This window comes from Rhizobium sp. PP-CC-3G-465 (assembly GCF_004343445.1).
In the GTDB taxonomy this organism is placed as follows: Bacteria; Pseudomonadota; Alphaproteobacteria; order Rhizobiales; family Rhizobiaceae; genus Ferranicluibacter; species Ferranicluibacter rubi.
The window spans coordinates 1-25343 of record NZ_SLYH01000003.1; the positions used below are offsets into that span (position 1 = coordinate 1).

Below are 25343 nucleotides of genomic sequence, written 5' to 3' on the forward strand. Positions count from 1 at the left end.
CGTCACCCAGCTCTATGCTGTCACCCGCGCCGTCCGCCAGTAGTCAGGAACACAAACTGGCCTCTGCCACAACGTGGCGTGTTCGTCGCGCTCACTGCATATCACCCCGGCAATCCCGTTTGAAGCCCCGCCGAACACACCGAAGCATGCCTCCCGAAACCACCAATCCCCACCACCCCCCTTGGCTTCCCCGACAACCTTTTGTAAGGATGCCGACGATGGTCCCGTAGCTCAGGTGGATAGAGCGACTGTTAGGGGGCAGAACTTACTGGTTGGTCTCGATCTGCTGGTAATGATGGCTTTCGGTGACCAGTAATGTTACTGGTCGGCGATCCGCCGCTATCGGGGTATCACAACGGTGTCTGTGAATATGAAATGTCCACGTAGCTCAGTAGGATAGAGCACAGGATTCCTGGTTAGAAAATTGGGGGCTACACGCCGAAAGGATGTAGTCGATCTGCTCAAATTCGGGGAACGCTTCGCTGGGCTTCCAGCATGCCGATCCCGAGCCAAGCTCCAAGCGAAAGCTTGGTGAAGGTGTAGAGACTGGATGGGCAGCGCCTAAAGACCTTACGGTCCATGGCGAAGGGACAGTCCAGACCACGAACGCCCTCGGGCGGCGGCGAAAGTCGAAGTGGTAAGAATCCTGGGGTCGGAGGTTCGAATCCTCTCGTGGACGCCATTCCTTTGAGGCTAGCGTCGTTCAAGGCGCGCTGCCACTTGGAATCGCTCAAAAGGTTTGTCCCTACGAGCGTTGATATGTCCCTGACGCTTCAATAGGTCTGTCCCTCAGATCAATCTGCGTATTTGGTCGGATGCTTGCTATTTCACTACGAAGACCTATCAGACGCGCTGATATCGACATACAAGCTATCTGGAGATTTGGGCGTGGAAGAGTGAGTCGATGACCGCTTCCATGCACGCGGGCATTTTCAGCTGCACCAGCGTCGCGGGCCTGAGCGACCCTGTGGTCGGGGAGGAAGGCGAGCCTGAGATCGTATTCAGCGTCGGCCGGGTCGGATATTCCAACATAGTTCGATGTGAATCCGACTGCGACGACGCTACATTGCAGGCGGACGGGCTATCGAGCCGCAAGCGCGAATGAATTTCAACCGCCCTGGAAAAGACAGACTCGACTCTTCGAAAAGTTGTGCCATTATCCCCTCGTAAACGAAGGGATGACATTGATATTCAAAGACTTCACGACGCTCGCTGTTGCGGGGGCGACGTTGCTTGCGCTCGCCGGATGCACAACCGTCTCGCAGGCCGAGTTCGCCAAAAACCCGAAGGCTGTCAGGCAAGCGTCACTCTGCCGGACGTTTTTAGAGTCTGGCGATCAGCATTTCCGGCAGGGCATCTCGCGTGAGCTGACCCGCCGCGGGCTGAACCCGTACAACTGTCCGGCGATGGTGCAGCGTCAGAACCAGGCGGCCGCCGCGATCGTCGCCGTCGCGCTCGTGGGGACCGCCGTAGCTGTCTGCGCCAATAACAACTGCTCCGCACCTTCCTACCGGACATACGATGGCAACTGCCAGTACGCATGGCAGCGGGACGCACGAGGCAGGCGCTGCGGCGACCGGGCCGCTGACCGTCGCGCAGGAGGGGGGTGAGATGAGACTCCTTATCGCACTCGCTTGCCTCGCAGGCACACTCCTTCCGCCGGCCGCCTACGCCCATGGCGGAGGATGCCGGAAGGACTCGCCGCCTGGTCAGTGCTGTCACATGAACCGCAAGACCGGGCAGAGCCATTGTCACTAACGCAATCCACCCCGTCGCAGAGGCCTTCGGTGGGGTCGACGAAGGTGCGAAGAACGTAGGGCGGGACACCTGTGCGGCTACGCTGCAGAGGGTAAGGCCGACGCAAGTCGGACTGGAACTGGTCAGAATCTTTGTAACCGCGAAGAAGGTTAGCACGTTTGCCGTATCGTCACTGGAAAACTATCCGGCTTGGCGAGAAGATGGAACTGACTGCGATCACGGCAACGGGATTGCACGATGCGGATCAAACAGGAGCGATAACATGTCCGGCCCAGGCGGAGACTCAACTGGTAACAACGACGACAATCAATGGAGACCCGCCTCTTCGGTCGGCAAGCTGGGAAGATCGAAAGGACAAGGTGACGGAGGCGGCGGTGACGGCGGTCCGAACCCCTGCATGTTTACCGAAGTCACCATCTTGGCCTCGCCGAACAGGGCTGTGACGGACACTCTTGTCGTGGGCAGTGTTATGCCCGTCGCGATATCCGGTCCACGTGTCGTCGCGTCGAATGGCGGCGCCATCGCAGGGTCGATCACATCCGCGCGACTTGCCGACATCATCGAATGCATCAACTTGGGGCAGCAGTACATGGCCCGCGTGACGCAGATGAACGGAGGCGCGATTACGGTGGAAGTCTATCCACTATGACCGAAATCGATATCGTCGGGGGCATCTACCGGGAAAAGTGCTCGTTTCCGTATTGGGACCAGCTTTTCGGCTCGGCGGGACGTGCGGCCGCCGCTCTGACGGGACATGTCGATTTGATCCGCCTCCACAGCGCGTTGTCTGGAGGTGAGGTCCGTACAGCAAAAGCCGTTTTCACCGAGATCGACCTGAGGGTGTCGGCAAGGGCAAAGCCTATCGCTTTCGAATATCTGCATAGTCTGTCGGTGCCGAAAGTCTCTCCGGATCAGCCGATCCCGCAAGCGACGCTCCCTTCGATATCTGGACAGGTGCTGGTGAAATTCGGCATGCTGGAAGCCGATCCGCACGTGTCGGGTGACCACGTGATCTATGATCCGCAATCCTCGTTTAACCCGATCAGATTTTCCGCTTCAGGCTCTTCTGCAAATCATCTGGCTATCATCGCGAACCGCAGCGAGATACTTGGCCTTGCGCGGACATCGTCCGTGGATAATGCGGTCAGGATGCTCTTCGACGCGGATAGAGCCGAGGTGATCGTCTTGAAGGACGGCCTTGACGGAGCGACGGTCTACGAGCGCGAAGCAGTCACGCACATCCCCGCTTACGTGACGCAGAACGTCTTCAGCATCGGCTCGGGCGACGTTTTCGTAGCGGCATTCGCACTGGGGTGGGCCATCCGCGGTCTGAAACCCTCATCGGCAGCGGAATTCGCCAGTCGATCGACTGCCGACTACGTGGAAAGCCGTCTGCTTCCCCTTCAATCAAACAGCTTGAACGCGGCGAAGCGAAGGCCCGCTGCCAAAGCGGGCGGTAACGTCTACCTTGCGGGTCCGTTCAGGGAGCTCGGACAGCGCATGATGATCGATGATGCACGCAAACAGCTGCGCGGCCTGGGAATGAGCGTCTTCAGCCCGATCCACGACATTGGTCCGGGCACGGCCGATGTCGTCGTGAAGCAGGACCTCGCGGCGATCGAGCAGTGCGACGCGGTATTTGCCATCCTCAACGGCAGCAGCCCCGGAACCGTTTTCGAGGTGGGCTACGCGAGAGCTCTCGGAAAGCCCGTATTCTGCGTGACGCAGAATATGCGGGATGTCGATCTCAAGCTGCCCCGCGGATCGGATGCCTGCCTTCACGATGACTATGTCAGCGCCCTGTTCCAGATAGCGTGGCGCACATGAGGCGGGCCCTCCTACTCTCAGGCGGGATGGACTCCACTTCGATAGCGTATTGGCGCAAGCCTGACCTCGCCATCACGATCGACTATGGCCACAAGGCCGCGGAAGGCGAGATCAGGGCCGCAAGCGCAGTCTGCAACACCCTCGGTATCGAGCACAGAATCATTCGATGCGACCTTTCGGCGCTCGGAAGCGGTGATCTCGCAGGGAAGGAAGCCGACCCTCACGCGCCCGCCAGTGAGTGGTGGCCATATCGAAACCAGATGCTGGTCACGATCGCCGCCATGGAGTGCATAAAGCAGGGGATCGATGTCCTGGAGATCGGCGCATTGCGAACGGACGGCTTCCATGCCGATGGCCGAAAGGACTTCGTGGACGCTCTCAGCGATCTCCTCGCGATGCAGGAAGGTGGCCTTGTACTGGAGGCCCCGGCGGCCGAGTACACGGCCGAGGAACTCGTGAAAGTCTCCAGCGTCCCGATGGACGTCCTCGCTTGGTCGCATTCATGTCACAGGAGTGACTACGCTTGCGGCTACTGCCGTGGTTGCCAGAAGCACTATCTGACCATGAAGGCGATTGGTATTGACCCATACTGATCCCTCTCCAACTGGTGTCGAACCGCAACCCTCGGAGCCAGCATGGCTCGATCTCCGAAGGCTGGACATCCCCTTCGTCGCCCCTCCGCAGCGTGACTTTTCCGACCTCCTCCGATCGAGACGTTCTACCCGTCGTCTGGGATTTGTCCAGTTGCCGGAAATCGCCGCCGTTGTCCGCGAAGCGCTTAGGGCCGACTTTATCGGCACCGGACAGCACAGAGGAAGGAAGAAAAAGCGGATCATTTCCGCAGGAGCACTCCATCCGGTTAAATGCGCGATCATCGGGGCCAGCGGAAACGTGGTCATCTACGACGACGACCTGGACATCTTCTCCTCGGCCGAACCTCGCGATGCCGATCGTCTCAAGGCCTTTAACAAGAAGTGCGCCGATGTTCTTCCCTTCGCGCAATGTCACGTGCTGGCTCTAATGGCGGACTCCGGGACACTTTCGACGGTCTACTCGAATGCTCAGTCACTGATGTGGCGCGACGCTGGAGCCGTGCTCCAGATTCTGGCTCTCGTGAGCGAGGTGTTCAACCTCGGCTTCTGCCCGCTTGGCATCCTCGGTCAGGAAGTGGCGGACGCCCTACTGCCGGATGGCCATCGGTTCATCGGCGTCGGGGTCGCGGCGGTCGGCCGACACCTTTGCGAATGATCGGATGTCAAAGCGACAATTGCAGCTGATCGCTACGGGTCGCGATCTTCGCTGGCCTCGCCGTCGGCCCGATCCTCCTCATAAAGTCCCAGATTAGGGCATCGAGAACGCTGGCGCGGACCTTAATCGCCTGGGCGAACTGAAGAAACAGGTCCTCAAGTCGGAAATAGTCCCTTGTGGGATTGGAGGTCGGCTCGAATACCTTCATTATTATGCAGGCACGATGAAGGTGAACGTCTATAATCGCCACCTCGTCCGAACCCAGATGGTTGCGAACGACCCAAGACGCCGTCTTGGGTCCAATCCCTGGAAGAGCGAGCAGCTGCTGCCTGAGCTGGCGCTCAGGCACGTCCGTTGAAAACTCGCGCGCGATGGAAAGAGAGCGCGAGAGATAGTTGGATTTCTGGCTCGCGAAGCGATAGCGCCGCGGCTTCCCGCCAATCTCAAACGGAACGACCAAGCGTTCGAGAATCTCATGCTCGCTGGCTTCGCCGTCGAGGAGTCCCTCCGTCCGAAGCCGACGGAAAGCGACCATGCCCATCTCGGCGGGAATGCCATAACCGCCAAGCAGGCAGACCGCGATCTCTTCCAGCAGCGTTTCGCCGAGGCGGTGGTCGCGGTAGCGGTTACGCCGTACCTGAGCTTCCGACTGATATTTCCAGAACGCCGGTGTGAAAAGCTCGTCAGGACTGCCCCAGCAGACCCCTGCCATCACATCCGCTCTGCTTTCGGGTAGGCTGTGTTCCTCGATGATTCCGTCGATGTTGACCCAGAACCGCTGCATGTCGTCCTCTCGCGTCAGCTTGAAAGATCGGACCGAGTTTCCGTCCACCGCAACAACCCGCTCTTGCCGTCTAAGAGAACCATGGCGGGCTTGCGCGTGCGGTTCGTCCAAAACCAATGATCCGTCGTATGCAGCAAGACGCAAATAGCCGACGGAACGACGGGCGTAACTGGTGTGTCGGGCGACATGAAAACTATCATCGGCCAATTCTCCGTCTCCCTTGACTGCCCCCAATGTCGAACACTCGGGCCACGTCCATGGCCAGCTTCAGAGCCAGCGCGTTCTGTATTGCACCGTACGTGATCACGAATTCCGTGTGACGTCCTCTCAAGCCGGGCGGGATAACGGCGTTTTGCGCTTCTATGCTTCGTGGGAAAGGAGGGCCGTTTCTAAGTCCTGTCTAAGCATTGGGACGATCAACTCGACTTGTCTGAGCGCTTGTTCGTCGTCCATGGCTTCCTCCTTCGTCGCTGGCTGAGGCATATGTGCTGGTCTTTGCTGACATGGGAAGTCGGGGGAATCGGCCCCTACGAAAGAATCGAGTATTCTTACGTCGGCTCGAAATCGACGACGAAACGCTCTTATTTTCCGCTCACGTGCATGATTAGATCAATCGATCGCAGAAGCGATAGCATAGACATCTCTGGCGATTGACATCATAAGTTGTGCGATTGACTGTGTGACATCAATGGCAGTTGATTTGGAAACAGGATTTGTCCTTCTACATTCGTAAGTCAGTTTCAGCCGGTCCGTTCCGCTTCAACTTCTCGAAGGGCGGAGTAGGTGTTTCGGTCGGCATAAAGGGGCTTCGTATCGGAACCGGCCCCCGTGGCCATTACGTACACGCAGGTCGCGGTGGCCTGTACTACCGCGCCTCGCTTGGCAAAGCGGGCAGACGCCAGCCTCAAGCGCAGAGCTTTCGACGACTGTCTCCCTCTGAGTCTGGAGATGGCGACGTCACCATGATCGAAATCGAGTCCGGCGACGTCATGCAAATGCATGACGAATCCTTTGGCTCGCTTCTCGATGAGATCAACGCGAAGGCCGGACAGGTCAGAACGTCTGTGGCGATCTGCTGGATCACGATCGTGATCGGCGTGATCGCTGGTCTAGCATCCGCGGGACCCGGGTTTGTAATTTGCGCTCTCGCGATTCCTGGCTTTGCGATCGGGAAATGGTTTGATTCTTACCGCCGTAGTTCCGTCCTCTTTTATGACCTCGAAGACGATGGAGAAGCAGCCTACAAACGCTTGGTAGACGGATTTGACGGATTTATCAATTGTGCCGCCAAATGGCATATCGAAGCAGGCGGCGCCATCCAGAATCTGACTGCCTGGAAACGAAACGCGGGAGCGTCGCATCTCGTGAACCGCAAGCCGACTACCCTTGCCTATCGGCTGCCGTCGGTGATCAAGAGCAATATTACCCCACCTGCCTTGCATGTTGGCAAGCAGGTTATGTACTTCATGCCCGATGTCGTTCTGGTCCAAGACGGAAATCGGTTCGGCGCTGTCGGATATCAGGATCTCCGACTACGTTGGCAGGATTCACGATTCATCGAGACGGAACGGGTTCCGAGCGATGCGCGGGTCGTAGACCACACCTGGAAACATCCTAACAAGAGCGGGGGTCCCGATCGCCGTTTCAGGGACAACAGGCAGATACCGATATGCTTGTACGAGGCGTTGCATATCCAAAGCGACACGGGGATCAACGAGCTTGTCGAGTTCTCGCGGACCGGCTTGGCCGCGTCGTTCGTCGAGGGCTGCCGATCTCTGGCGGGACTGCCACGAGAACGGAGTGTCACCCTCCCTCTTCCTGCTGGAAACGAAGCGGCGGACACGCCACTTCGACCAGCGCCGACAATCAAACGCCACCCTTTGCGAACCGCTGCATTCATAGTCCTCGGCATCGCCATGGGAATTCCGATCGTCGCGGGCATTGTCGGGTCGCGCACGACCTCCCGGACAAGCTCGGCGCTCGTAGATGTACCGGCAGCAGACAAAGCCGCTACATCAGCGTCATCGTCCCCGCCGAACTCGGGTATCTCGCCCCTAGATCAAAGCCCGTTCGCTGAAGGTGCTGAGACCTCACATACGATTACTGATGCTCCTCGGAATGGTGAGCCCACGTCGAACAAAGCGCAGGGCGCCATGGTGACACAGGAGCCACGTGGAGCGAAGGATTCGGGTCCGACGATAATCTCGCAGTCAGTGGAGACATTAGGAGAGGTACAGCAGTACACGAAGGTTTCGGTCAACCTGAGAGCGGGGCCGGGCACTACGCACTCCGTTATATCAGTTATCCCCAAGGGCAAAGCGGTCGTAGTCGTCGAGGTTAGAGGCGGATGGAGCCGGGTCAGGGTTGAGGACACGAAAAACGGCTGGATGGCGAACTCGACTATATCCTCTGAAAGCCCCTAACTCGTGCAAGCCCGTTTGGCTGTGCGGCAGACACTCCAGAGTCTGCTACTGCGCGGCGGCATCGCGCCGTCTGATCCTTATTTCGATCCGGCGACGTGTCTCGACGTTGCCTGCCTCCCCGACCGTCAGTGTATCTCCCGGCAGAATCAACTGAGCAGCCGACAGAGGCAACACGGTCACGCCCGCCAGAGCTCCGTTGGCCTTGAGGACGTTGGCGACAGATATGGCGCGGGCCAGCCCAAGTCCTGCGTTGTCCGCAGGTTCCAATGCGGTGACGGCCTTGCGCGACCGTAGGACGTCGATCGAAGCCCTGTCCATAGTTGAGGTGCCGCGCGAGACTGGCTGTTCGTCGGTATGCCCGATGACTTCGACGATGTCCGCCCCGTATGTTTTGAGGTTGTTCGCGATCTGGTTCGATATCGAGCCACCCAGCTTGTCTGCAAAGGCGGTTGTCAGTTCGGCGCTGCCCGAACGGAAGTAGTTGTTGTTGGCCTCGCTAAGCGTGATGATCGGTGGCCATTCGTGAGGCTTGCCGGATGTTTCCAAAGCCGCCAGTTGCCGAGATTTCTCATCGAGTTCGACCTGCATTCGTTCAATTTGCGACCTGGCTTCGGCAAGCTCGTCTTCCAGTTCCCGGCGGCGAGCGTCCACAAGGCGAAGTTCGCGGGTCTCTTCAAGTGCCTCCTTGATTTCCTCGACGATCGTATCGGAAGTGCTGTCTGGCAGCTGGACGGCAAGTGCATCCATCGTCTTCTTGGCAAGGACCAGTTCACGCCACTCGTCCTCGGATTTCCGTCCGTCGGCAGCGGCGAGATAGATGTTCATTTCGGCGAGACGTTTGTTGAGGCCGTCCAGTTGGTTATCCTTGATGGCCACCTCCCGGGCAATTGCGTCAGCCCGCCGCTCGGCGGCGGCGGCGCGCTCCCGCTCCCGCGTGATCAACGCAGCGGACACGAGCAGCAGGCAGAAAACCACCAACAAAAGGGACTCGGCCATGGTAAAGCCCAGGATCAAGCCGCGATTATATCCGCGTCCTTCGGCGCCGGCAGCAGTCTTGCTCATCGGTTCCAGAGACTCCACCGCGGTCTATCGGGCCGAACTTCCGCGGCAACCGAATTGTCCACTGCATCATTCGGGACCGAGGCACTGCCGTCCCTCTCGCCATCCGAGATGGATGCCTCCGACGCAGGCGTTGTTGCAGAGCTGTCCGCGGAGGGTGTCATGAATGGATCGGTTCTAGCATACTCAGTCGGTGGCTCGCGGTTCATTGCGTGGTCTGCGCTCCAAGCGTGAAATGCAGTGTCGGAACGACCCGTTGAAAAACGATCCATTTCAACGACTGAGCGGACAGCGGTCGCTACCTCGCCGATTTGAACCAATGCCAGGTTGACTGCGTCCGTTGAGGTGCCGCTTGCTACCGTCGACGCTTTGATATCGGCGGATAGCGACGTCAATTGCGCTGAAACCTGCTTGAACGGGCCTAGTGCGGCGATGACTTTTTTCGCGGTGTCCCTCGCGGCAGTGGTATTTGCCGCGATAGCGGAGACGTTGTTGTCAACGAGGCTCTTCAGAGCCTCGACCGCAGGTGCCACGTCGAGGCGCAAAACCTCTTCGGGGGACCGAGCTGTGGAATACTTGCTGGCGAGTGTATCCATCGTCGACGACAACGCGTCAGCCCTCGCGACGACGTCGTTGAGAGATTTCTCCATTCGCAACGTCATTTCCGCGACTGACACGGCATTCCGCTCGGCAAGATCGGCAACGTGCCGATGCGCCTGATCCAGCGTGGCCATCAGTCTTTCGGAGGTTGTCTGGATTGTCTGGGTCGCATTCAAAGACATGGCCTCGATCGAAGCGCGTACGGCTTCGCCGTTTTTCTCTGCCTGCCTTGCTATCTCTTGGAACCCCTCCGACAGCATCTGGTTGCTCGTGCGCCGGTAGGACGAAAACTCAAGTGCGGAGGTATCGAGCTCGTTCCTGACGCGACGGGTCATCTCCGACAGCTCGACCCGCACCGCGGTTTCCATATCGGCCGGGTCTCGCCGCATCTGGTTGAAGAAAATCCGCAGCGCGATCCCGGTAATCGTCGATAGAATGGCGATGCCGAAGTTCCGAACGACATCCTCGATAGAAGCCTGCCCCGTAAATCGGTAGAGCGATATTCCCAGGCTCGCGAGAGTGAAGATGAATCCCATGTAGTAGAGATTGTCGCCTGCTTGCTCGTTGTGGACTCTGACCCCCGGGAGCATGTTCAACAGGAAATAACCAAGCATCAATATGATCGGTACGGCGGTGACAATTCTGATGTCGACGTCGTAAAGCTTGCCCACCCAGATCGTCGTCGCCCCAATGATCGTCATCGACACGAACAAGACGATCGGGCCATACATACGGACCGTTGTCCTCAAATCCCTGCTCGCCATCATTCGATCCCCGAAAGCCGTTCATATGCGTCGAAGTTGCCGCCGTTCGACATGACCCACTTCGCCCAGAACTCCGGGAGGTTCTTGTGTTTCGACGACCCCTCCCGCTGAAAGGCCCATATCTTGACGTCGATCCCGTCTAGCGAAGTTCTGAACCGGTCTCGGGCGGTGCTTTTGAGGAACGCCTCGTAATCGGCGCCGGATTTGTAGATCGAGAACGCGTTCGTGTTTTCCATCATGTCGGACGCAACATATAGTTTCTTCGGACGATTCTCGATCTTCATGTCGGACAGGCTCTCCACGACGATCCGCTGGATGCCCGCCAGGATCGGCGACGTCTTTGATTCCGTAGCCGTACCGATCGTATCGGACATCTCGCGCAGCGGCTTGTCGAATGCCTCGTCCCAACGCTGCTGAATCTTACGCGGATTCGATGTCCAGGCATCGGCACTCGACTTGTCGCCGGGATTGCATCCGCGATAGCTGCGGCGCAGTTTCCCCTCGTCGGAGGTGAGCGTATAGACTTCGACGAGCCCGCCTTTCTCGACCCCCGCCACCGCGCGCTGGAACTGCCGCTTCATGTCCACGCGGGTGATTTCCGAAATCGGATCGGTCACGTCGAGCAGAACCACCGTCGCGGAAAGCGCGCCAGTGACGGGGCAATTGTCCTCATCGAGGACAACCGTCTCGCCTGCACGCATCCTGAGCATCAAAAAGCCGCCCATAGCGGCCACGACAAATCCCACGAGCAGCACTATCGCGATGACCGCCCACGGTGAAGTTCCCTTGCTTCTACGCCGGCGTCGGGCCATTGACCGTCTCCGGAAACAGGTTGTCGAGCTGATGGTAGGCTGTTACCGCGTTGTCGAACTCAATACTTATACGCTTCATTTGCTCGGACATCTCCGTTTGCGCGGCCTTGATACGCTCGCCGAGTTCACGGTCGCTCCAGTCATCAGACGTGTCGATGTCGGGTTTTCGTTTCTCTAACTTGTACTGTGTCGAGAAGCGCTTCGGCTCCGGAGCGGTCCGTGCTGAACGGTTTGCTTCCCGATATGTCCCGAGCAGGCGGCGACCAACGGACTCGAGGTGGTTCTGGTATTCGGCGAACTGCTTGATAGTTCTGGTACGGCTGTCGATGATGGCGGCGCATTCCTTCCGCCGGGCCGACAGAGCCCGGATGATGGCTTCGACTTTCTCGTTGTGGTCGTCCCGGATGTCCTTCAACTGGTCGATCAGTTCGGCCCGGTGGTCGACGTAACTGTCGCGGGCATCTACGTAACGGGCATGGGTTCCGGAATAGCCCGGATACGGGTCTTTCATAAGAAGCGCGTCGATCAGGGCTATTGTCGAAAACAGCACGCCGCTCGCAAACAGCACCCAGGAATCGATATCGTTCATCGTCAGCGGAGCGGTCGAAAGCCTCTCCATGACGATCTTTCCGACACCGTCGACGGCAGTCGTAGAAACCTCCCGGTAATGAGCCATGACAAGATTGAGGCCGAGCGCGATGGTCAGCCATCCGATTATCCCGATCAGGCCGACTATCTTCCAGACGAAAGAACGGTGCACGATGCGCGGAACGACGAACAAGCCGAGTATCACAGTCGCTACGACGTTGGCGAAAGCGAAAGCGAAAGCGTAGCCAAGCCCCCCGACCAAGCCCTGATTGTTGCCCTCCGCGAGATAGATGCCGTTCACCACCGTCTCGACAACGAGAAGCGCTGCGATCACCAGCCATTTCAGAACCGTGACAATACCGCTCTTCGTGCGGGCGACACGCATCTCAAGGCCATTTCGCTTGCGGAAGTCGGCGAGTTCGACATCCGCCTCCCGCAGATCCTTGCGCAGGCCATGAAGGTCATCCCGGCCCTTGGCCACGTCAGCCTTGAAATCGTCGACACTGGCGTTGTTAACCACGCTGATCTGGTTGAAATGACCGTCGAAATCTAGGTTCCGGAGGCGTGCTCCGAAGGTGTTGAGATGCCCTTCCAGGATCTGATAGGCATCGTCGCGCTGACTTTCGACACGCTCGACGACCGACCGCTCCACATCGTCGAGATCGCGGGAGCCGTCAGGAGGCTGGTTTCCTTCCCCGTTGCGCGTGCCTTTCTCCTCGAGCTCCAGGGTCCGCTCCAGCTTTTCAACGTCCAGGGGCGGAAACGGATCGGTTGTCACGCGGAAGTCATGGTTCGACTCTCGTACGCTTTCGAAAAGCTTGTTCAGCGAATCAAAACGCGGGGCCATTGGCGTCCTCCGGAGACCTGTTCGTGCTATTTGCCCGAGCTAGGCGGACGCCATCCAGCTGCAATGGCCTCGTCCTCCGAGCAGAACCACCGCTCTCCGCTGCCTGGCTTGATTTTTGTTTTCGCGTAGTCCTTCGACCATGGCACATGATAGATTTTCTCGCCCTTACGGCTGATGTTTCCTTTAATGGGACATTTCCGACTTGAGGATGCTCCCTCTGCCGTATCCCACTTCTTCGTGCGGAAATCCCACGGCGTTTCGGTTGGGGCTTGCCAGACGCCAACCTGTCGGCGTTGCGCGTCAGCTTCCACCTCTACGTAGTCGGCGGAGTACTTCCGAAAGGCCCAGGCAAAACCCGAAGACACCATTTCGGTGTTGATGTCTCGCCCGTCGATCCGACAGACGGCGACGATACGGCCATACCTGTCGCGATCCTTTGGCTCGCAAGCCACCTCTCCGCGACTGACAATCTGCTTGATCTTTTCGATGGCTCCCTGGCCACATGGCCACGAGCCACCATTTTCCGATCGGCATTCCTGGCCACTTTCCGGAGCGTCGATGCCGTGAAGGCGATAACGAACGCCCCCGATATCCAAGGTGTCTCCGTCAACAACCCTGACCGCGTCCGCGGCCATCGACACCGATGCGACCAGCGTCATTGCGATAACGACGAGCATCCTATGAATCTTACCGTACCCCTGTGCCTTCGCCAGACGCTAGGTCAACCGCGTCCCGTTTTCAACTGCAGGTACTGTAAGATTCTGTTGACGAAAGAACGATGTCTGGCCGGCTAACACTCGGGGGTAGGGAGGCTCGTCGGGATATCCTCTCAGCGCCAGCGTCGCCCGCCCCAAAACTCGGACATGGACAGTGCAATCATAGGGTAGTCTCACCCTCCATAATTCCCGAAAACCTGATGGAATTGGCGGACTCTGCAAAGCTCGGATCGACCAAGGTCCAGCGTGGAGCTGGTAGATAAGGTCGAGTGACGAGGCATTACTGGTTTTGGGGAATATCACCTGAGAAACAGAATTTTGTCGGCCGTACTGATCTGCCTGGCGTCCTTCTCGGCGACGTCGGCAGCCCACGCCTTGGAGTTCGACGTCAACGGCATGGCGATCGGCATGAACGCCGACGAAGTCGTCGCAAGATACCAGGCACTACGGCCGGAAGGGCAGTACAGCTTCTCGAAATGGAAGCTGCCCGAAGGGTCAGAATGGGTGGCGAATGGCCGGACGCTCTACAACGACATGGGCCATCCGGACGACATGGAACACGAGCGCATGAAGTTCGCCTTTACGGGCCTCGGGAGTGGCAACAAGCTGTTCGCGGTGAAGCGAGGCCTGACGTTCAGGCCGTCGCAACGGCCTTCGACGGAATCGGTCTACGCGGCCGCGGTGGCGAAGTACGGGGAGCCGTCGGACATGAGCAAAGCCGATGGCGACATCTGGGCGATATGGAAGTTCTCGTCCCTCGAGAGCGCCGCCGAAAAACTCGACAACTATCCCGCTTGCATCGGCAGCACCGACTTCCCCGTCGGTCTCAACGACCAAACCGCGCGGAAGGCGTCGCTGAATGCCGAGACATGCGGACTCTTCATCGAGGTCACAGTCAGCGGCGACCCGACAGGTCTGGCCGAGGAACTGGATACGGGCATGATGAACTACCTCGATCTCCCCCGGGACTTCGATGCCGACAATCAGGACGTACGGCAAAAGATCAATGCCGCCAAATCCAGAAGCACGAGTGCCGCCGCACCTGCACCCGAACTCTAGGACAGTACTTCCGGAATGACCTGCCGGGAGTCCGTTCCCGTTCACCTTGTGATCGGGAGCAATCTGACGATGGCGTTGACCCCGGTCCGCGCCTTCATCTTCTCAATCCGATGTTCGATCGTTCTCGGAGACAGTTCGATGGCGGCGCCGATGTCACGAGCCGACAATCCCTCGCGCAGCAACTGCAGGATCGAGCGATCCACGTCGTCGAAACGCGTCGGTCGTCCGGTATCAGAGATTGCGTGAACCTCGGCCAATACGATGCACCAGCTTTTTGCGCCGGACGGATCGGGCAGGATCAGTCGGTCGCCGACGACATGGACGTTCTGGAATTTTTCATCGACGTGACAGAAGTCCGGTCGTCCCGTAGAGACCGCCTTGCCGCAGGCGTCAACGATATGCAATTCGAACTGAGTTCGCTCCGCCGATGAGCACAGATTGCCATCCGCCTGAAGCGCCCGTGCATCGAACAAGGTTGTCGGTATCCCGTAGCGTCGGACGAACGTGACGCGCCAGTCCCGAGCGGCGTTTCCGATGTCCACGATCGCAAGGAGCATGTCGATCCTCAGCAGGCTCTCGACCGACCTGCAGAGCGCCTCGGCCGACACCGTCTTTGCGGCGTTCGTCAGCCAGGCGTCGGTCAGCCGCCGTGCGATATCGTTGAACGGAATATGCGGTTTCAAGGGACATACGCCACGGCGTCATCGGACCGGCCGACAGCCCCGATGGATGGAAACGAACGTTCTTGTCACGACGGAATGGAAGACCTCGTCCTTTGCGTAGTCCCCTGCCAACGTTCGATTCATGAAGTGACCGCGCGCCCGCATGCCTGACCCGCGAAAACGTTCCTTTCTGTCAAGCGTGGCGGTGAATGCATGATGTCGGAGTGGATCGCCGGATGGCGCGTATCGGGTATGCCAGGGTTTCGACGCAGGACCAGTGTCTCGATCTGCAACGGGACGCGCTCCGCGCCACCAGCTGCGACAGGGTCTTCGAAGACGAAGGCGTGTCCGGCGCGGAGGTGAAGCGTCCCGGACTGGCCAAGGCGCTACGCGCATTGAACCGGGGCGATACCCTGGTCGTGTGGCGGCTCGACAGGCTGGGACGCTCGATCACCCACCTGATCCAGGTCGTCGCAAGTCTGCATAGCCGCGGCGTCGAATTCCAGTCGCTGACGGAAGGCATCGACACCAACTCCGCCGGCGGTCGCCTCGTTTTCCACATCATGGCGGCCATCGCGGAGTTCGAACGATCGCTGATCAGCGAGCGCACCACTGCGGGGATCGCGGCGGCGCGGGCGCGGGGCCAGCCTCACGGGCGAAGGCCGTCCATGACCGTCGAACAATGTGAAGAGGCCCTTCGCGCCATCCGGAGAGGTGAATGCAGCGAGGCCGAAGTCGCGACCCGGTACAAGATACATCGCAGGACATTGAGACGACGGCTCGACGGACTTGCCCGGGTCACTGGAACAGCGGCAGGATGATGTCGGATTGCGCGTTGGCGATGCTGAGACCCTGCACGGCGAGCTGCTGCTGGGTCTCGAGCGCCCGCACTCTCGCGGACGCCTCGCCCATGTCGGCATCGACCAGTTCGCCGATGCCTTTCGTGACCACGTCGATCCGCGCCCGGTTCGCTTCGTCGTGCGTCTCGAGACCCTGCTGGACGCTGCCGAGATATGCCATCCTGTCCGTCAGCGCTTCCAGATGCTTGTCGATATAGTCTACGAAGACCGAGTAGAGACCCTGGCGGTCGCCCCCGTTTCGGACGATGTTGTTCTCGATCCCCATCAGGACCCACGAGGGCGAGATGTCGACGGTGTCGAAATCCCCCGTGATCGGGTCGGTCCCATCGGCGTTGAACCAGGTAACGGCCGCGGGATGGAGTGATCCAGGCGCGAGGACGGTCTCAAGGCTGTCGAACAGGGAGGCCTCGGGATTGTATCCCAGAACGTAAGGATAGGGTTCCTCGCCCGACGCGTCGTTGATCAGCAGAAGGTCCATGGCCTTCACGTCCATTGTCTGCACCTTGCCTTCGGCATAGCCGACGACGAACGAACGGACGGTCTCGCTGGCCTTCTTCGGTTCGTTCTTCGTGTGGTGGACGAGGTTGATGCCGCCGAACGAGGCGGACTCGATCGCGTCTCTCGCCTGGTTCTGGTACTGTTGCATCTGCTGGTCGAGCTTGGCGATTGAGGATTTGGCGTATTCGCGGTCGGCGAAGAAACCTCCGATGATGACGCTGGCGAACTTCGGCGCGGGTTCCTGGCTTGCGATGACGGCGAGGTTTCTGATCTCGACGAAGCTGTCGTGCACGGTCTGCATGGCGGTGTATGCGGTATCCACGATCCCTCTTGCCAGACCGATGCCGTCGCTAACGGCGGTCATGGCCTTGGCTTCTGACCTCATCGTGGTGGCGATGGACCAGTAGGCCGCGTTGTCCGCCGCCGTCGCGATCCGCAACCCGCTCGAGACCTTCGACTGTTCGCTGCCGAGAGAGGAGTTGATACCCCGTAGTACGCTCAGGACGGCCACGGCAGACGCGTTTGTTTGTATGCTGGTCATCTAGGGCTGCCGATGTCATTCGTGTTTGAAGCGGCATCTTCATGAGCCAGAAGGCGCACTGCCTAGCGGGTGCATCTTGACCAATGGCGGTTAGCGCGTGATCAAAATTACAGGGTGGATTTACCTTGTCTCGCGAAACTGTCGGCTTCGATGGGGTGGCTTACGCTAGCGTTTGACATCGACCACTTGAAACGAGGACTTCGGCCGTTGGCGTTGACGACACGGCTCGCCGAGCCGTGGCAATTCCTATCCGACCTTCCTGAAAGGTTTCGAGCCAGCGGACGGGACGAAATCGGGTCAATAACGCTGTAGAGCGTTGCGTGCGAGTGGAGTTATAGAGGTCGCTTGGTGCTTCGCTCGGGTAACATGTGAAAAGATGCAAGTCGGCGAGGATGACAGACGTGAACAAGTACGGTTGTTGCGCCATTTTGAGCTGTGATTCATCCGCCAGCACCAACCTGATAGCATCCGCCATCGCAACCTGAAATTAGCGTAAAACGGGTATTGCCTCTTCCCCGAACTGACTTGATTTGGTAACTGCATGCGCAGAACAAAGATAAGAATCGCACACATGTCTGAAGACTTGAACGTTTTATTCGGCACTCCGCGGCTTCCGGAAAAAGTTGATGACTGGGAAAGAGGGCGGACACCAGAGTCTCTTTCAGTCCTTAACAATGGTTTGGCAACAACCCTATGCGAGTTGGGGAAGTTGGCTCAGACCAAGCTCATGCGCTATGCGTTGAGGGCGAAAAGCTATATTTGGGCAATGGATGAGAATGGCAAGATAGTCCTCGCAGTCGAGGAGTTGGCGATCGAAAAGCCTGAAACGATTTATCCGGGGTATCCCCGGAGACGAGGCCTGAGGCATCCATCTGAAGATAAGAAGCTTGGCCATCCAACTCTTATCGGCGAAGGACCAGCCAGAATCGCTGGCGAGCTGGCATTCGATGAGGACGATAAGGACGAGCTCCGTTGGGTACTCAATGCGAACTCTGGTCGGTACTGCAAACAAAAACCGCCCGAGAAGGCGCAAATCGATCGCATCGCAACGCGCTTCAGGGAACTAGGGGTTGATGTAGTCGTTGACTACGACTAGCGTGTTTGGTAACGGAGCGCGCTTAATGTATGCGCAAGGTTCTTGCCGCATGGTGGGTAGCACTAGACGCTCGTGGAGTAAGCCATGTCTGAAGACGTACAGATTTTGATCTCCCGACTGGGCACGTTCCGCCCAAGTGATCGGTCAGTCCTTGATCGTCATTTTGATGATATGGCTAGGCAGCAGATTGCGGTCGAAGCGGTGAAGGAATTTGTCCGTATTTGGGAGCGCGCAGACTGGCTCGAAGCTTATTCCATCGAGAGAATTGGGAAATGGATCGCCAAATATAAGTCTGACGCGATCGTGACCCTTTTCGATAACTGGTGCCGAACCAACCCGACGTCGGCACGTGCGGCACTTGCTCGAGGCATTGAGCTAGGCCGTGTCTCGCGACGTGAGCTTGTATGAGCCGATATCTGTGATCGCATTTTGAAAAGGCTCCATATTGGGGCCTTTTTTATTCGATCCGCTTTGCGAAACCATCGAGCCCTTCGTCCCTGACAAGAGAATTGCTGAATTAGGTAGCAAATGCCACAAGATTATGCCCTCGGATAACACTACCTTCTGGTTGTGAAACCGGAGTGCGGAAATGTCGGACGTGGTAGAGGAACTGAAGGCCAAGCTGGCGGAAAAGAAAGACCGACTGGAAGCGATCCGTGTCGAACAGGCGGCTCTTGAGGAAGAGGTGATTGCCTTCGAGACCGTGATCGCCTGCTACGATCCCAGCATTCGTCCGAGCGGTACGGCTAGTTTTAGACGGCCTGTTTCAACTGGAGGCCTCACTCCGACCAAGCGGGTCACCGCGCTGCTGAAGGGCAGGAACTCGCGCCATATCGTGCTCGAGATTCTAAGAGGGGCAGAGCGTCTTGTCGCCGCCGCTGAAATCGCCCAGAGTTTCGTCGACAAGGAACAACTGGCCGACAGAGCGGCGGGACTGAGCAGCCATATCACCAGCCGCTTCGCCACGGTCCTGAATGGTCTGCGAAAGCAGGGACTTGTTCGCTTCGAACCATCCGAAGACGGCAATAGTCGCCGTCTCTGGGAGATCGCAAGATAGACGCGGCGACCAACGATCAGATCGTGGTGGTTTTTCTGAAAATCTTCATATTGGCTCTCCTTTCCTAAAGGATCACTTTCGGCCTCGCGATACGCACGAGAAATCCAGGTTCCTCTCCCAGCCACTAACGAAAATGTGGAAGCCATACCGAGGTCCCGAGACCCTAACCTTATGATGGGGGCAAGGTCTGCATGCCATGGTGTTGGAGATATCTCCGCAGGCATAGTTACGCACAATCCTTGTGAATCGCGCCTAATTCACATATATATGTGAAGAAACGGAGGGTTGCTCCATGTTGAAGAACACGACCATGAATTTGCCAGATGAACTGGTTGCGAAGGTTAGAGCGTATGCCGCGCAAAATCGGACAACTATGACTGCGATCGTGCGCGAGCATTTTGAGGCGATCACCGAACCGGAGAGAGAAATTTCGGACGAAGACCCGCTTCTGGCGTACTCAAAAGGGATGCTGTCAAGACGGGAGGCAGTTCGTCGCCTTGGTCTGAGGGACTACGCCGACCTGCTCGTCGCGCTCGGAGATGCCGATCTTCCCATGCCTCTTCCCCCGGCACACGAAATCGAGAATCAGGCTGCCACCTTCGCAAGGCTTTGGAGGATGGGATGAAGAGGTGCACGATCATCCTGCCCGACGCCGGTCCGATCAATAGTCTGTGGGTGGCTGATCGGCTCGATCTTCTACTCGAACTGGATATGCGGATTGTTGTCGTTGACGCTGTCTACGACGAACTCACCAGCGATTTTTCCTACCTCAAAGATGCCGAAGTTAAAGACTTCATCGATGGCAACTCTCCACCTTTCGTGATTGAGCGCACAGACATAGGTGAAGCCGAACGGCAAAAGCGGCGACTTGGACAAAAGCTGAAAAAGAACGCCGGAGAACTCGCCATGGTCGATTTCATCTCCGATGAAGGAGGCCTTGAACGCTATCTTAGGGCCAGCGATCCTGTCGCGATCTTGTTTGAGGACGCGGGCTTGAGTGTGTTCAACCGACCACCAAATCTGCACCTGATCTCAACCGTCGGATTGCTCCGGGGATTGGAGGATGTGGGTGTGATAGCATCGGCAGACCAGGTGATAGATGAAATGCTTCATCCCACCAAACCTGGCAGAAGACCCGAGGACGCCAGAAAGTTCACCGATCTCCCTGACGGAGTCGATGAACCCGCAGCCATTGGAAGCACCTGGAAGCCCTGAATGATAGGCAGTCGGTCTCCGTGTTTTGCCGCTTAGTCGTGATTCCACATTTTCGTTAGTGGCTGGGGTTCACCTCAGGTATAGCTGTTTCTCGACAGTCGTGTCCTCAGTCCACACTTGGTCATCGATACGCTCCGCCGCGCCCTGCCAGTAGCCACAGAAGTTCTCCGAGGTCGTTCGGTGCGTCACCGTCCGCAACACGTCCGCCAGTTGCCAGCGAAGCCCCATGTAGCGCGTGTCCTCCTTCCACGCGACCATGGCCATGTACCAGTCTAGGTATTTCACCGAGAACCGATGGTGAATGCCGACGTACGAGCGCTCGGCGCGTGCGAAGAAGCTCTCGATCCTGTTGGTGTCCGTCCCGTCCTCGGTCTGGTAGGCCTTGCTGTGGTTCACACGTTTGAGGATCGCCAGCCCGACGAGGTCGTCGTAGGAGCTGTGTTCGTCGGCTGTCAGCACCGCCTGCGGCTGGACATGGTCACGCACGGCCGCCCAGGCTGCCTTGGGATTCTCGTCCGAGACAACGCGGGTGATCGTCCTGTTGGGGGCGTCGCGGTTGTGTTCACGGATAGACAGAACGCACAGTCGTTTGCCGTTCTGGTTCTCCTTCCGACGGCGGTCGATGCGGTCCTCCTCCTTGTTCTCGGGCTTGATGTGGCCACCGATGTACTTTCCGTCGATCTGGACGGAGCCCCAGAGCTTCATCTTCGCCCGGCGTTTGCCGATGGCCTCCCTGATCTTCGCCAACAGAACCCACGCGGTTTTGTACTCGACGCAGAGCTTTCGGGTCAGGTGCAGTGCCGCCAGTCCCTTCACGGCGGTCACTTCCTCCCAGATCACCATCAGCAGTTTCTTGAAGGAGAGCTTGCGGGAGTGGAAGACCGTGCCCGACGTCACCGAGAATTCCTTCATGCATTCGCCTTCCGAGCAACGGAAGCGGCGGCGGCGGATGCTGTAGGGGGAAAGGTCTCCGCACTTGGGGCAGAACGGCTCGCCGCCGTTGGCCGACCAGCGGAAACCGCAAAACAGGCCGTAGGCCTCCGTCTCGCCCAGGCCCCAGACGGAGGCAGGGTCAACGTTGCGAGCTTTCTTGGTCAGGAGGAAGCGCTGACCGAACTCGTCCTTGGGATCAGGCCAGAGGCAACGCTCGTATTTCCAACCTCCTGGCCTCTTCTTCGAAGGGGTCGTAGGCGTTGGGCAGGATCAGCGGGCGGGAATTGGATGTCATGTTCTACTCTCGATACAAATACACGCTCTAACATCCACCCTTGGGCGGAGACGCAGGTCAGCGGGCTATGCGTATCGACTTGAACATGGGGTGCTCGTACCAGGCGGACCGAAGGCTGTCGATCGATCCGTGACACGAGAGTTAATGGAACATTAACAGAACGTCAAGAGTGCAACTATCGCGAGAGGAGTTCCCACGCCTCTGCCGTTGTGGCATTTGCTACCTAACTCCGGAAAAACGCGACAGGCTGGGTCGCTTTGCCGTGCGACCCGCCGACGAAAAGCTGCAGTCCAGGTTGGGTGACGCGGTATTCGGCCGCGACCATCGCCGCGGTAGCGCGCACCGCTTTTGTGTCCGGTGCGTTCAGTATGACCTTCGGATTGAAGAAGGCCGCAAGGTCTCGCGCCCTTAAACGGGGCCGCTGAACAGCAAAGCGCCTAGTCCGTTGGAACGCGGCGCTCTTCTCGGGCACAACGAGGCCCGTACGGAGCTGGCTACAGATGGTACTCCCAGAAATCCCTATCGGTGCAATCAGTGGGCGCGTCGTCGTCGAATTTTTCGACATCGACTTCAGCGAAGAACACCTTGACGGCCTTGATCGCCTTTCCAAGGGATTTGATCTTGCCGTTCCATTCCGGCTCGTGCGGTGGGTCTTGAGATAACCAGTTTTTCTGTATGGCGATTTCACCGATCTGCCTCGTATCTGAGTTGGACCAATCGATCGAAGTTGGCTTATCAAAGTAATCCATCAAGAGATCGATGAAGAACGTCTTTGTCATCCATTTCGGTTGCTTTGCCCCGACCTCGTCGATTAAGGCATCGACCTCAGCGTTGAGGTCCGTGTCGCCATGCTTCTTCAATACCGCCTTGACGTCCTCTTTGTCCTTCAACTCCATGAGGTCTTCGATTTTCTCCAGCGCTTCGGAATACAGGTCCTGCAGGGAATCGCGCTCCTTCTCGACTTCAACGAGCTGGTCCTGAACAGTTTTATGATCAGCGGAAGACACGCTCGAGGCGGGCGGCAATTCCCTCAGGAGCTTTTTCAAGCCGGCATTCCACGCCGCCCTCTTCTTTTCCCAATCCTGTTCAGTTCTGATCTCGAGCGCGATCCCAAGGCCATGGATGGTCTGCCTCAGATCGATCAGCTTAGCCGCACTTTGTATGTTGAAGCCCTGCTTTAGACCAAGTGTTCTGGTGACGACGTCAAATGTTATGGGGGGAACGACAATTGCAAGAGTCTTGTGGGATAGCGACCAAGCCGCGCCAAGCTCCATCAAGCAGAACCAGCTCTCCATGTAGCGTGGAGTCATCAACGTGATGACAAGCTTGGGTTTCCTGATTTTCTCCTTCATGTAGTCGTTGAAGTCCACTGTCAGGGGAATGTCGTGGCCCCCTACGCTAGAACAAAAGATGGATTTGGCAGGCACGCCGATCGCCTCCTTCAAGAACGACACGAACCTTTCGGCCAACTTTTTGTCCGCAACGCAGTGACTGACAAAGATATCTGCCATTTCGCCCACCCCCATTTTTATCGAGAAAGTGCGATACCGTGTTTCGGAGATCACTTGAAGCCGCAGCGGCAAATATTTGATCATCGGAACAAAGAGTTTTGGTAATTACCCACCCCCTTGCCAAAGCGTGCAAACACTAGATCCCTGTCGGTATGGAACGCGGTGATTTGCAACGTCTGACGAAGGAAGAGCTGATCGATCTGGTGCTGAAGATTCAGCGTCCGGAGAAGACGTCGCGCACGTCCTCGAAGCCGCCGTCGACGGACCGCAAGGAGCAGCGTGAGCGATCCAGGCCCGGCGGAGCCAGGCCTGGCCATGAAGGGCACAGCCGGGTGATGGCCGCTGATTTCGATCGCGTCGTCGATCATCGTGCCGATCAATGCGCGTGCTGCGGAACGGCCCTGGGACACAATCTTCCCGCGGTCGTAAGCGAGCATGAGACCGTCGAGTTGCCGGAGATCAAGCCCTTCGTCGAGCGGCACCGGCGTCTAGCGGTATCTTGTCCGTCCTGCGGCATGCTCAACGCCGCGCCCGTCCGGATGCGGCCAAGGGCACGCCGTTCGGACCGCGGCTGCATGCTGTGGCGACCTATCTCAAGACCTTCCAGGCACTGTCCTGCGAGCGGCTTCAAGGTACGCTCTCCGACCTGTTCGGACTGACCGTCAGCCAGGGTGGCCTGATTAATATGCTGCGCCGGGCGCAAGGGACATTCGTCGCCGAGCGCGATGCTGCCATCGCCTCCCTGCGCCGGGCCAAGGTTGTGGCGTCGGATGAAACCGGTGTGCGGATCGAGGGGAGCAATTCCTATCAATGGGTGTTCCGCTGTAGCGAGGCCGTCGTCCATCAAGCCGCGCCGACACGCGGCGCCGTCGTGGTCGAGACCCTGATGGACGGCCATCGCCCGGATGTGTGGTGTTCCGATCGCTATTCGGCCCAGCAGGGCCATGGCGCGGCGCATCAGACTTGCCTCGCCCATCTCGCCCGCGATGTCGCCTATGCCGAACAGGCGGGCGAGGACGCGCTCCCGTCGCGGCTTCGGCTCTGGCTGAAACGAGCCTTCGCCCTTGCCGACGATATCGGCACGCTCGCCGCATCGACCATCGCCACCAAGCGCAAAGCCCTTGCGAAAAGTCTCCAGGCCATTCTCGCGACATCGACCGGTTGCGACGTCGCTCGAACCATCCAGAACAAGTTACGGCGAGCCCGCGATCAGCTTCTGACCTTCGCCCTCCACCCCGGCATGGTCGAGCCGACGAACAATGCCTGCGAGCGATCTCTGCGCCCCGCCGTCATCCAGCGGAAAGTCACCAATGGCTACCGCGCCATGTGGGCCGCCAAGGGAGAGGCCGACATCCGCACCGTCGTCGATACCGCGCGCCTGCGCCCCGGCGCCAACACCTTCAAGACGATCCTTCAGACCGTCACAGCCTGAAATCGGTGGAAACAAGCCCTGGGTAATTATGAGTTTTGCGTCGAGAAATCTACAATTAGCAACGATAGCTGAGACATCCGGGATTTCGCGAAAGCAACAGCAGATTAACCGAGACTTTCTGCGGAGCCAGTGAAGATTGCCGCTTTCCCAGCCGAGCAGCGCGCTGAGGATGGGATCGCCGACGATGAACACCGTGTCGGTCACCGAGCCGAACCTCCGAGCGGTCCGGCGAGCGTGACATCGGCCTCGGTCCTCTTCCAGCCGACGGGGAGCGTCACCGACAGTCCGAGGTGCGCGCCACCGATCTCCTCCGGCAGCACCCACAGGACGGTAGGCACCTCGATCACGGCAGCCCCGTCTACAAGCTCACTGGCCAATCGTCACAAGCATGTAGACCGTTCTCCCCTTCTCAGCATTTGGAGACGCGTCATCGACCCCGGTCACGAATCCGACCCGAGCCCCTGTCGCAGCGACGCCTGCGTAGACTCCCGACCTCCATGTCCCACCATCGTCCGGCGACAGAAATTCGCTCTGATGGCGATGGAGAACCGTATAGATGCCGCCAAGCACAAAATGTCCAGTCGACAACTCGTTTCGGTGCCAGCCGACATCAAGTTCACGCGCGCGCGCGCATGCCGTCGGCACAACCGATGTTAAACCAGTTCTGCGGCTCACAAGTTCTAACTTCCGTGATCGTCTCGGATACCATTCGAAGTGCCATTCCTGTTTTGCCACCAGACTGTAGGGTGCGTCTCACG

At 58.3% G+C, this 25343-nt stretch carries 25 protein-coding genes and 2 pseudogenes; 15 read left to right on the forward strand and 12 right to left on the reverse strand.

Annotated features, from left to right (window positions below; all coding sequences use genetic code 11):
- The first annotated feature begins 904 nt into the window (after positions 1 to 904).
- The 6 genes from C8J33_RS14250 to C8J33_RS14270 all read left to right on the forward strand — a co-directional run bounded on the left by C8J33_RS14250 (position 905) and on the right by C8J33_RS14270 (position 4833).
- A complete protein-coding gene (locus C8J33_RS14250; protein WP_132664679.1) occupies positions 905 to 1105 on the forward strand; it encodes a hypothetical protein in 201 nt (66 codons plus the stop codon).
- 73 nt (positions 1106 to 1178) lie between these two features.
- Entirely contained in the window at positions 1179 to 1610 is a 432-nt protein-coding gene (locus C8J33_RS14255) for a hypothetical protein (protein WP_132664680.1), read from the forward strand.
- A 410-nt stretch (positions 1611 to 2020) separates the two neighbouring features.
- Positions 2021 to 2407, forward strand: a complete 387-nt coding sequence (locus C8J33_RS27055) for a hypothetical protein (RefSeq protein WP_165929817.1) — start codon at positions 2021 to 2023, stop codon at positions 2405 to 2407.
- The gene (locus C8J33_RS14260) at positions 2404 to 3585 is read left to right on the forward strand and encodes a PfkB family carbohydrate kinase (protein WP_165929818.1); all 1182 of its coding nucleotides are present in this window, start codon (positions 2404 to 2406) and stop codon (positions 3583 to 3585) included. Before C8J33_RS27055 ends, C8J33_RS14260 begins: the two co-directional genes overlap by 4 nt.
- Positions 3582 to 4178 carry a 7-cyano-7-deazaguanine synthase gene (locus tag C8J33_RS14265; protein ID WP_132664682.1) on the forward strand — a complete coding sequence of 199 codons (597 nt, stop codon included), beginning with the start codon at positions 3582 to 3584 and terminating at the stop codon, positions 4176 to 4178. Before C8J33_RS14260 ends, C8J33_RS14265 begins: the two co-directional genes overlap by 4 nt.
- Positions 4179 to 4329: 151 nt before the next feature.
- The gene (locus C8J33_RS14270; protein WP_132664683.1) at positions 4330 to 4833 is read left to right on the forward strand and encodes a hypothetical protein; all 504 of its coding nucleotides are present in this window, start codon (positions 4330 to 4332) and stop codon (positions 4831 to 4833) included.
- Positions 4834 to 4840: 7 nt separating this feature from the next.
- Here C8J33_RS14270 and C8J33_RS14275 read toward each other — a convergent pair whose 3' ends face one another.
- Positions 4841 to 5824, reverse strand: a complete 984-nt coding sequence (locus C8J33_RS14275) for a hypothetical protein (protein ID WP_132664684.1) — start codon at positions 5822 to 5824, stop codon at positions 4841 to 4843.
- 506 nt (positions 5825 to 6330) lie between these two features.
- On the opposite strand from C8J33_RS14275, the gene C8J33_RS14280 reads away from it, so the two are divergent.
- Positions 6331 to 8040 carry a DUF4236 domain-containing protein gene (locus tag C8J33_RS14280; RefSeq protein WP_132664685.1) on the forward strand — a complete coding sequence of 570 codons (1710 nt, stop codon included), beginning with the start codon at positions 6331 to 6333 and terminating at the stop codon, positions 8038 to 8040.
- Positions 8041 to 8085: 45 nt separating this feature from the next.
- On the opposite strand, the gene C8J33_RS14285 is transcribed toward C8J33_RS14280, so the two are convergent.
- The 5 genes from C8J33_RS14285 to C8J33_RS14305 are packed head-to-tail and all read right to left on the reverse strand — an operon-like array spanning position 8086 to position 13387.
- The gene (locus C8J33_RS14285; RefSeq protein ID WP_132664686.1) at positions 8086 to 9102 is read right to left on the reverse strand and encodes an OmpA family protein; all 1017 of its coding nucleotides are present in this window, start codon (positions 9100 to 9102) and stop codon (positions 8086 to 8088) included.
- Entirely contained in the window at positions 9099 to 10430 is a 1332-nt protein-coding gene (locus C8J33_RS14290; protein ID WP_132664687.1) for a methyl-accepting chemotaxis protein, read from the reverse strand. The genes C8J33_RS14285 and C8J33_RS14290 overlap by 4 nt, the downstream gene beginning before the upstream one ends.
- A 32-nt stretch (positions 10431 to 10462) precedes the next feature.
- On the reverse strand, positions 10463 to 11275 hold the full coding sequence (locus tag C8J33_RS14295) for a hypothetical protein (RefSeq protein WP_132664688.1): 813 nt from the start codon (positions 11273 to 11275) through the stop codon (positions 10463 to 10465).
- Complete coding sequence (locus C8J33_RS14300) at positions 11256 to 12710, reverse strand: hypothetical protein (protein ID WP_132664689.1); 1455 nt, start codon at positions 12708 to 12710, stop codon at positions 11256 to 11258. The genes C8J33_RS14295 and C8J33_RS14300 overlap by 20 nt, the downstream gene beginning before the upstream one ends.
- Before the next feature lie 26 nt (positions 12711 to 12736).
- A complete protein-coding gene (locus C8J33_RS14305; protein ID WP_245507180.1) occupies positions 12737 to 13387 on the reverse strand; it encodes a thermonuclease family protein in 651 nt (216 codons plus the stop codon).
- A 357-nt stretch (positions 13388 to 13744) separates the two neighbouring features.
- Here C8J33_RS14305 and C8J33_RS14310 point away from each other — a divergent pair, with 357 nt between their 5' ends.
- Positions 13745 to 14485 (forward strand): hypothetical protein, encoded by a 741-nt coding sequence (locus C8J33_RS14310; protein WP_245507181.1) that lies wholly within the window; start codon positions 13745 to 13747, stop codon positions 14483 to 14485.
- A 41-nt stretch (positions 14486 to 14526) separates the two neighbouring features.
- Here the strand turns inward: C8J33_RS14310 and C8J33_RS14315 are convergent, their stop codons facing one another.
- The gene (locus C8J33_RS14315; RefSeq protein ID WP_132664691.1) at positions 14527 to 15042 is read right to left on the reverse strand and encodes an AsnC family protein; all 516 of its coding nucleotides are present in this window, start codon (positions 15040 to 15042) and stop codon (positions 14527 to 14529) included.
- Between the two features lie 341 nt (positions 15043 to 15383).
- On the opposite strand from C8J33_RS14315, the gene C8J33_RS14320 reads away from it, so the two are divergent.
- Positions 15384 to 15968, forward strand: a complete 585-nt coding sequence (locus tag C8J33_RS14320) for a recombinase family protein (RefSeq protein WP_132664692.1) — start codon at positions 15384 to 15386, stop codon at positions 15966 to 15968.
- Here the strand turns inward: C8J33_RS14320 and C8J33_RS14325 are convergent.
- Positions 15946 to 17046 (reverse strand): flagellin, encoded by a 1101-nt coding sequence (locus C8J33_RS14325; RefSeq protein ID WP_245507182.1) that lies wholly within the window; start codon positions 17044 to 17046, stop codon positions 15946 to 15948. The genes C8J33_RS14320 and C8J33_RS14325 overlap by 23 nt on opposite strands.
- 571 nt (positions 17047 to 17617) lie before the next feature.
- Between C8J33_RS14325 and C8J33_RS14330 the strand changes: the two genes are divergently transcribed.
- The 5 genes from C8J33_RS14330 to C8J33_RS14350 all read left to right on the forward strand — a co-directional run bounded on the left by C8J33_RS14330 (position 17618) and on the right by C8J33_RS14350 (position 20414).
- Positions 17618 to 18142: a hypothetical protein gene (locus C8J33_RS14330; protein ID WP_132664693.1), complete on the forward strand. Its 525-nt coding sequence runs from the start codon at positions 17618 to 17620 to the stop codon at positions 18140 to 18142.
- An 84-nt stretch (positions 18143 to 18226) separates the two neighbouring features.
- Positions 18227 to 18550 carry a hypothetical protein gene (locus C8J33_RS14335; RefSeq protein ID WP_132664694.1) on the forward strand — a complete coding sequence of 108 codons (324 nt, stop codon included), beginning with the start codon at positions 18227 to 18229 and terminating at the stop codon, positions 18548 to 18550.
- A gap of 181 nt (positions 18551 to 18731) precedes the next feature.
- Positions 18732 to 19199, forward strand: coding sequence for a hypothetical protein (locus C8J33_RS14340; protein ID WP_132664695.1), 468 nt, complete (start codon positions 18732 to 18734; stop codon positions 19197 to 19199).
- A 292-nt stretch (positions 19200 to 19491) separates the two neighbouring features.
- Complete coding sequence (locus tag C8J33_RS14345) at positions 19492 to 19824, forward strand: hypothetical protein (protein WP_132664696.1); 333 nt, start codon at positions 19492 to 19494, stop codon at positions 19822 to 19824.
- On the forward strand, positions 19821 to 20414 hold the full coding sequence (locus tag C8J33_RS14350) for a hypothetical protein (protein WP_132664697.1): 594 nt from the start codon (positions 19821 to 19823) through the stop codon (positions 20412 to 20414). Before C8J33_RS14345 ends, C8J33_RS14350 begins: the two co-directional genes overlap by 4 nt.
- Positions 20415 to 20483: 69 nt before the next feature.
- Here C8J33_RS14350 and C8J33_RS14355 read toward each other — a convergent pair whose 3' ends face one another.
- From C8J33_RS14355 to C8J33_RS14365, 3 genes and pseudogenes are all read right to left on the reverse strand, one after another.
- The gene (locus C8J33_RS14355; RefSeq protein WP_132664698.1) at positions 20484 to 21326 is read right to left on the reverse strand and encodes an IS1595 family transposase; all 843 of its coding nucleotides are present in this window, start codon (positions 21324 to 21326) and stop codon (positions 20484 to 20486) included.
- 6 nt (positions 21327 to 21332) lie between these two features.
- Positions 21333 to 21512: pseudogene (locus tag C8J33_RS27930) on the reverse strand (transposase); the annotation flags it as partial.
- Positions 21513 to 22136: 624 nt separating this feature from the next.
- Positions 22137 to 23153 carry a toll/interleukin-1 receptor domain-containing protein gene (locus tag C8J33_RS14365; protein ID WP_165929819.1) on the reverse strand — a complete coding sequence of 339 codons (1017 nt, stop codon included), beginning with the start codon at positions 23151 to 23153 and terminating at the stop codon, positions 22137 to 22139.
- Between the two features lie 152 nt (positions 23154 to 23305).
- Here C8J33_RS14365 and tnpC point away from each other — a divergent pair.
- Positions 23306 to 24585 (forward strand): annotated as a pseudogene (tnpC, locus tag C8J33_RS14370) (IS66 family transposase).
- Positions 24586 to 24785: 200 nt separating this feature from the next.
- Here the strand turns inward: tnpC and C8J33_RS27935 are convergent.
- On the reverse strand, positions 24786 to 24932 hold the full coding sequence (locus tag C8J33_RS27935; protein WP_422038281.1) for a hypothetical protein: 147 nt from the start codon (positions 24930 to 24932) through the stop codon (positions 24786 to 24788).
- Between the last annotated feature and the right edge of the window lie 411 nt (positions 24933 to 25343).

What these genes read in the sequence shown, in the direction of transcription:
- C8J33_RS14250 (WP_132664679.1), top strand. Translation starts at nt 905, where the DNA reads ATGACCGCTTCCATGCACGCGGGCATTTTCAGCTGCACCAGCGTCGCG.
- C8J33_RS14255 (WP_132664680.1), top strand. Translation starts at nt 1,179, where the DNA reads ATGACATTGATATTCAAAGACTTCACGACGCTCGCTGTTGCGGGGGCG.
- C8J33_RS27055 (WP_165929817.1), top strand. Translation starts at nt 2,021, where the DNA reads ATGTCCGGCCCAGGCGGAGACTCAACTGGTAACAACGACGACAATCAA.
- C8J33_RS14260 (WP_165929818.1), top strand. Translation starts at nt 2,404, where the DNA reads ATGACCGAAATCGATATCGTCGGGGGCATCTACCGGGAAAAGTGCTCG.
- C8J33_RS14265 (WP_132664682.1), top strand. Translation starts at nt 3,582, where the DNA reads ATGAGGCGGGCCCTCCTACTCTCAGGCGGGATGGACTCCACTTCGATA.
- C8J33_RS14285 (WP_132664686.1), bottom strand. Translation starts at nt 9,102, where the DNA reads ATGAGCAAGACTGCTGCCGGCGCCGAAGGACGCGGATATAATCGCGGC.
- C8J33_RS14290 (WP_132664687.1), bottom strand. Translation starts at nt 10,430, where the DNA reads ATGTATGGCCCGATCGTCTTGTTCGTGTCGATGACGATCATTGGGGCG.
- C8J33_RS14295 (WP_132664688.1), bottom strand. Translation starts at nt 11,275, where the DNA reads ATGGCCCGACGCCGGCGTAGAAGCAAGGGAACTTCACCGTGGGCGGTC.
- C8J33_RS14300 (WP_132664689.1), bottom strand. Translation starts at nt 12,710, where the DNA reads ATGGCCCCGCGTTTTGATTCGCTGAACAAGCTTTTCGAAAGCGTACGA.
- C8J33_RS14305 (WP_245507180.1), bottom strand. Translation starts at nt 13,387, where the DNA reads ATGCTCGTCGTTATCGCAATGACGCTGGTCGCATCGGTGTCGATGGCC.
- C8J33_RS14315 (WP_132664691.1), bottom strand. Translation starts at nt 15,042, where the DNA reads ATGCTCCTTGCGATCGTGGACATCGGAAACGCCGCTCGGGACTGGCGC.
- C8J33_RS14320 (WP_132664692.1), top strand. Translation starts at nt 15,384, where the DNA reads ATGGCGCGTATCGGGTATGCCAGGGTTTCGACGCAGGACCAGTGTCTC.
- C8J33_RS14325 (WP_245507182.1), bottom strand. Translation starts at nt 17,046, where the DNA reads ATGACCAGCATACAAACAAACGCGTCTGCCGTGGCCGTCCTGAGCGTA.
- C8J33_RS14330 (WP_132664693.1), top strand. Translation starts at nt 17,618, where the DNA reads ATGTCTGAAGACTTGAACGTTTTATTCGGCACTCCGCGGCTTCCGGAA.
- C8J33_RS14335 (WP_132664694.1), top strand. Translation starts at nt 18,227, where the DNA reads ATGTCTGAAGACGTACAGATTTTGATCTCCCGACTGGGCACGTTCCGC.
- C8J33_RS14340 (WP_132664695.1), top strand. Translation starts at nt 18,732, where the DNA reads ATGTCGGACGTGGTAGAGGAACTGAAGGCCAAGCTGGCGGAAAAGAAA.
- C8J33_RS14345 (WP_132664696.1), top strand. Translation starts at nt 19,492, where the DNA reads ATGTTGAAGAACACGACCATGAATTTGCCAGATGAACTGGTTGCGAAG.
- C8J33_RS14350 (WP_132664697.1), top strand. Translation starts at nt 19,821, where the DNA reads ATGAAGAGGTGCACGATCATCCTGCCCGACGCCGGTCCGATCAATAGT.
- C8J33_RS14355 (WP_132664698.1), bottom strand. Translation starts at nt 21,326, where the DNA reads ATGAAGGAATTCTCGGTGACGTCGGGCACGGTCTTCCACTCCCGCAAG.
- C8J33_RS14365 (WP_165929819.1), bottom strand. Translation starts at nt 23,153, where the DNA reads ATGGCAGATATCTTTGTCAGTCACTGCGTTGCGGACAAAAAGTTGGCC.